The organism is Mesorhizobium sp. Arg314, from assembly GCF_053714275.1.
In genome coordinates this window covers 1-5,323 of record NZ_JBSKBP010000108.1, presented here as the reverse complement: position 1 = coordinate 5,323, position 5,323 = coordinate 1, and the positions used below count along the sequence as shown (strand labels likewise).

The window sequence follows — 5,323 nt, the reverse complement described above, 5'->3', positions numbered from 1 at the left end:
AGCTTGCCGTACATGTCGATGACGGCGTCGATCTTCTTTTCCAACTCAGGATTGCGGCGCCGGTGGAGCGAATAGGCGGCGGTCTCGATCGTCTTGCCCCAGTCGGAATCCCAGAACATCTGCGCAGTCACGGTGCAGGCGGTAAAACCGTCGCTGACATGGAAAGGAATGACGACGCCCGGCGACGGGCGGTCCGGATCGATCTGTTCCAGCATGCGCGCCTCGACGCAGCGGTCGTAGAGGATGCCCGCGGTCTTGGCGGCCACCGCGTCGACACGGTCGCCCCAAAAACCGCGGACATCGACCTGCGGCACGGGCAGCGGCCGGAAAGCGAGTTTCGTGGACGTCTCGGCCTTGGCTACGGCGGCGGATTGCGGTGCGGTCATAACGTCACTCCATTCGAATGCGATTTATTTGACGGCTCCGGCCATGAGGCCGCGGATGTAGAAGCGCTGCAGCGCCAGGAACAGGATCAAGCAGGGCACCATCATCACTCTGACGCCGGCCTGCACCGCGCCCCAGTCGATGGCGCCGAAGCGGCCGGACTGAAGCGCCGTCATCATCACCGGCAGGGTGAATTTGGACTGGTCGGTCATCAGCACGAGCGCCGCCAGGAACTCGTTCCAGGCGCCGAGGAAGGCGAACAGCGCGATGGTGACGACGCCCGGCCAGACCAGCGGCAGCATCACCTTGATGAGCATGGTAACGTTGTTGGCGCCATCCATGCGCGCCGCCTCCTCGATCTCGCGCGGCACGGCGTCGAAGGCGTTGCGCATCATGAAGATCGAGAATGGCAGCTGCAGCGTGACATAGACGCAGACCAGCCCGGTCAGCGTGTTGTGGAGACCCAGCCTCGTCAGCACCAGGAAGATCGGCGTCAGGATCGACTGGAACGGGATCATGATCGTCGACAGGATCAGGACGAAGAAGAAATCCCGGAACGGAAAACGGAAGCGCGAGAAGCCGTAGCCGGCAAGCACGCTGACCAGCACCGAGAGCAGCACCGTCATCACCGAGACGTAGATGCTGTTCTGCGCCGAGACCCACAGCCCGTCGCCGAAGGAGTTCAGCGTCTCGTAATTCTCGATCGAGAAGCCGGTGGTCGGCCATGGCGGCAGCGGCGGCTGGCGCGCTTCCTGCGCCGGCTTGAAGGTCGACAGCACCGTCCAGACGATCGGCGCCAGGAAAAGCACCGAGGCGATGATGCCCGTCGAATGCCTGGCAAAGCTGAAGGCTGCCTTGCGGTTGTGGGACATCGCCCCATATCCTAGAACTCTCTCACGTCAAAGCGGTGGAAGGAATATCCGCCGAAAGTTCGCCAAGGGGAGCTTCTCGATCTCTGCCCGACAGAGGCGATCGGTCCGGCGGAACAAATCATCCCCGAGGTCGGATTGCACGTTCAAGGTCGCGAGCCTGCTTGGTTCCGCGACGGCCCCCACATCGCGCCCCGATGCCACGCACAAGAATTCCAAGGAGAAAAACACTGGCGGAGCATCATCTCAGCGCCTAACTCGCGTGAAGATCCTTCGATCTCGTGACCAGGCCACTCGGGCTTCAAACGCTGGGGCCCGATTGCCGGCGTTTGTTGTTTTTCTTCCTCGAATGGTTCGCTCCGTCCCGTCATGACGTCTCCAGTCCTATTCCGAGGCTCCGGCACCGGCCCTGCGTAGGCTGCTGCCCCATCCCCGGGCGATGGTCTGATCCCGCCAAATATGGACTGTGCCGAGATCTGGGTCCGATGCTTAGGATCGATTCAAACTGTGGAACACGCTAAGAGAGAGTCCGTGCGCCCATTCGACTTTCTTCGTGCGATCTCACTGTCGGTGACGGGTTGCGGATCACACTGCATCAGTCGTGCCAAAGGAGAACCCCTTTAATTACAACGGGGTCCACCGGAACCGCTACGTCGGATGTCCAACATTTCGTTGAACTTCGCACAATCCTGCTCAGTGTGCTTTCATGCTCCTGCTGTACTGTGCCAGTGTATGCGAGCCAAACCTGCCACGACATTTCCCTCGCCCAACTTTTGAAGTCGGTTTGAAATTGCCGGACCGACTAGCGCCTCAATTGAACTCGGGCAGTAAAAGCGACCCCGTCCGGCTGGAACGACAACGGCATGCCGGAGAGGTAGATCTATGCTCTAGACAATCCCCCACGCCCGATAACGTCCTCTCCCCGTGATTTCGCGCATGCCCAGCTCGCCGACGAGATTGAGCGCGCCCCTGGTCGTCACCCTCAGCTCTTTTTCGATCATTGCGCTCGAGACCAGCGGTCGGGTCAGGACGTAGTCGATGAGCCGCGGCGGCTTCGGCAGCCGCGTCGTCCTGGCGCCATGGCGCCGGCATTCGCGGCCAATGACACGCAAGCCGACGTTAAGAGCGAGCAGGTGGGTCATGGTTTTACGACGCTGCCGGAGGCCGGCTGCGACCATGAGGCTGCCAAGCCACGGCTGATGTTGCAGTGGGCCGATGTCCCGTCGGCGGGCGAGGCGACTCCCATGGCATCAACCCAGAAGCAGAGAACGGACCATGTTCTTGCCGATCCCCAGTTCAACCATGCTGCGTTCGTCGTCGGAAAACATCGCCGGGCCGTAGTGATCGCGCGATAGGGCCTTCGGGAGCCAAGCGTATCGGCAGGCAAAGGATTCATGTCCTGAGAAGCGGAAGGCCCCACACCGTGGCGGGAGATTTCAAGCATGCTGCAGTCCCAAGGTCGCTTTCACGGCCGCGATAGCCGAACCGATGTGTGTGCTGCCTCTATCACATCCTCGCGCGAGGTGGCCCGACCTAGACCGATGCGGAGTGCACTTTCCTGAACATTTTGCGGAAGTTTCATGGCCTGGAGCACGTGCGAGGCGCTTTGGGCGCCAGACATGCAGGCCGCTCCGGTCGAGATGGCCACCTGCCCGCGCAATCTTGACACGACGAGGTCGTTAGGGGCGCCAGGAGCCGAGACATGAAGGTTACCGGACAATCTGGGCGTACCGTGGTTCAACGAGAGGTTGGCACGCTCGATCCCGACTCATCCAACATGAGATCCCTCAATTCCCTGATCCTCTGCTCATCCGCCGCACCCTGCTCGACCATGAGCCGGCAGGCGACCCCCACGCCCACGATCGCGGGGACGTTGGGGGTGGGCGGGTGACTGCCGGCGATCCCATGATTGTCGTCCGCCCGATAGATCCGCGAAATAAGCGCGCCTATTCCTTTCGGCGCGTGGATTTTGTGACCGCTCGGGACCAGGTAGTCGAAGGGCGTTTCCGAGAGATCGATTGCGACCCGCCCAGCAGCCTGAGTAGCGTCCACCAACATCGAGATGCAGGCGACCGCGGCTATTTCGTAGGCATCGGCGACCGGGTAAACCGTCCCGACCTCGTTGTTGGCGGCCATCAGACAAAGAAGGTCGACTTCCGGTACCAACCGCTCCACTTAGCCCAGATCGATCGACGCGTCCGACGAAACGTCCAGCCACCGCAGCCTTGCGAGGCCGCGATGTTCCGCGCGTTTCGCAATGTCGATAATCGCAGGGTGTTCTGCACGCGATAAGGCCACCCTTAGGGGGTAATCTCGATGCACTCCCATTGCGTGGCCGAATGCAAGTTCCAGGGCTTGAGTAGAGCGGGACGTGAACACAATATTGTCCGCTTCGGCTGAGAATAGCTCGGCGACGGAATCGGTCGCCGCTTGAATTTGCCGCTGCAACGCGCTCACCGTATACGTGATCGACGCTGTTGGCGTTCCCGAACTCTTCGACCATATAGCGCATCACAGCGTCCGCAGCGCGCCGATCAACCGGCGTCGTCGCGTGGTGATCCAGATAGATTCCACCGGTGGGCGAGGTCGCCCGCGCTTTATTGTCATCATCCATGGTGTTTCGCTTCGAGACATATAGACTTACTTGCCGGTACTCTGGGCCCATTCGCCATGATGCACAATCGTAGAGACCGGCTACGCGGAGTGCCTGTCAATCACCCAATATAGAATTGTGATCACATTGCCATTCTGATATATAATAGTACATCGTTCGATAGGCCTCATAGAATTGCGCCACGAATGCAAATGGCCGCAGAGGGTTGAGGGATACCCAGAAAAGCAAAGGAATTCGAGACCATCGCCAAGGCGTTGCGTTCGGTCGAGCGATCTGCTGCCCGTAAAAGGCGGGCGCGTGAGCAAGCGGTGGAGATCGCTGCACGCGTGCCAGGTGAGGGGTACGAGCCCTGCATCGTTCATCGACGTGTTGGGTTTTTCTCAACCTCCTCGAAACGCGGCACGCCCACGACATCCGTGATGTTTTGTTGCAACTGCGAGAGTTCACCGCACCGGTCGAAGAACTGCCGACTCGCAGAATGAAGGATGCCAGGCTGCTCAGCCGCCTCTTTACCGACTCGGTGTCAGACGCGGTCGTGCGAGTTCGGATGTTCGATACCCAGTACAGCGATGGCGCCATCTTCCACGAATTGCTCGACCTGCTTCATGCGCAGGTTGAGTGCATTCGGCAGGGAGTGAGAGTGATGATCCGCGCCGGTCTCGCCATCGGCAAGGCCCATATCGGACTCGACGATGGGCTGGATCTTCATGGCGATGTGGAACAATCGATGATGTGGGTCGTCGGTTTCGGCATGGCGCGGGGCAGCCGCTTTAGGATTTCAGCACCGTCCACTGTCACATCGCCAAAGCCGCGATATCCGACTTCCCGGAGGGAGTGGAGAAGGCGATCGCGGATTGCACGCTGGTCGGTGCTCCCGGTGACGAGATAGCGGCCACCGGGTTCGCCCTTCCCCACGCCCGCATCTGGCCACGACGAGCTCAAAGTTTCGCGCTGAATTGGGCTCGGCGCTGCGAACATGAGCGGTGTCGATGCTGACGACGAACTCTTTGCGCCGATCACCGGGAAGCTGCATCTCGAGCTGGTGTCGGTCATCCGTTTGAGACCTCGCGCGCCATGTTTCCTGTGCAACCTAGTCGTCAGCCGATTGCCGATCCTGATGGTACGCTTGCGCACGGTCGCGTACCTGTCGGTCGGCTCAATGGGCAGGAGCTCGGCCAGCACCTTCGCCGCCTGCCCGGTAATGGCATCATCCTTCCCAGCCGCGCCGTCAGCTCCATCAACTCCGGCGTGGCGCGATCGGGACAAATATCGTTCAGCGGCGCGAACGCAGCGGTCATGCCCAGATGGCAATCCCGACACAGCATCCAGCGCGAATTGCGAACCTTCACCAAGCCGAAGACGGTTCGGATCCGGCGTGCCGTGTAGTCCTTCACCGGCCGGAACGTGTAGCAGTCCGGGCAGGCCCGGCGAAAGAGAAAATAGGTCTCCGCCTCAT

The 5,323-nt window shown here is 60.6% G+C and carries 5 protein-coding genes and 3 pseudogenes; all 8 read right to left on the bottom strand.

All coding sequences use genetic code 11. From position 1 onward, the window contains the following. The coding region (locus ACWGS9_RS33935; protein ID WP_454509302.1) for a beta-L-arabinofuranosidase domain-containing protein at window positions 1-386 on the bottom strand (386 nt) is incomplete at its 3' end. Window positions 387-410: 24 nt separating this feature from the next. Next, entirely contained in the window at window positions 411-1,256 is an 846-nt protein-coding gene (locus tag ACWGS9_RS33930; RefSeq protein WP_454509301.1) for a carbohydrate ABC transporter permease, read from the bottom strand. Between the two features lie 884 nt (window positions 1,257-2,140). Further along, the gene (locus tag ACWGS9_RS33925; protein ID WP_454509303.1) at window positions 2,141-2,461 is read right to left on the bottom strand and encodes a helix-turn-helix domain-containing protein; all 321 of its coding nucleotides are present in this window, start codon (window positions 2,459-2,461) and stop codon (window positions 2,141-2,143) included. 42 nt (window positions 2,462-2,503) lie between these two features. Then, a pseudogene (locus tag ACWGS9_RS33920) lies at window positions 2,504-2,647 on the bottom strand (DUF4007 family protein); the annotation flags it as partial. A 343-nt stretch (window positions 2,648-2,990) separates the two neighbouring features. Further along, window positions 2,991-3,758: pseudogene (locus ACWGS9_RS33915) on the bottom strand (aminotransferase class V-fold PLP-dependent enzyme). Window positions 3,759-4,390: 632 nt separating this feature from the next. Then, complete coding sequence (locus ACWGS9_RS33910; protein WP_454509300.1) at window positions 4,391-4,576, bottom strand: hypothetical protein; 186 nt, start codon at window positions 4,574-4,576, stop codon at window positions 4,391-4,393. After that, complete coding sequence (locus ACWGS9_RS33905; protein WP_454509299.1) at window positions 4,573-4,920, bottom strand: hypothetical protein; 348 nt, start codon at window positions 4,918-4,920, stop codon at window positions 4,573-4,575. The genes ACWGS9_RS33910 and ACWGS9_RS33905 overlap by 4 nt, the downstream gene beginning before the upstream one ends. Before the next feature lie 44 nt (window positions 4,921-4,964). Next, window positions 4,965-5,323, bottom strand: a pseudogene (locus tag ACWGS9_RS33900) (hypothetical protein); the annotation flags it as partial.

Bases quoted from the DNA above. Each gene is read 5' to 3' on its own strand.
- ACWGS9_RS33930 (WP_454509301.1), bottom strand. From the start codon at position 1,256: ATGTCCCACAACCGCAAGGCAGCCTTCAGCTTTGCCAGGCATTCGACG.
- ACWGS9_RS33910 (WP_454509300.1), bottom strand. From the start codon at position 4,576: ATGAAGATCCAGCCCATCGTCGAGTCCGATATGGGCCTTGCCGATGGC.
- ACWGS9_RS33905 (WP_454509299.1), bottom strand. From the start codon at position 4,920: ATGACCGACACCAGCTCGAGATGCAGCTTCCCGGTGATCGGCGCAAAG.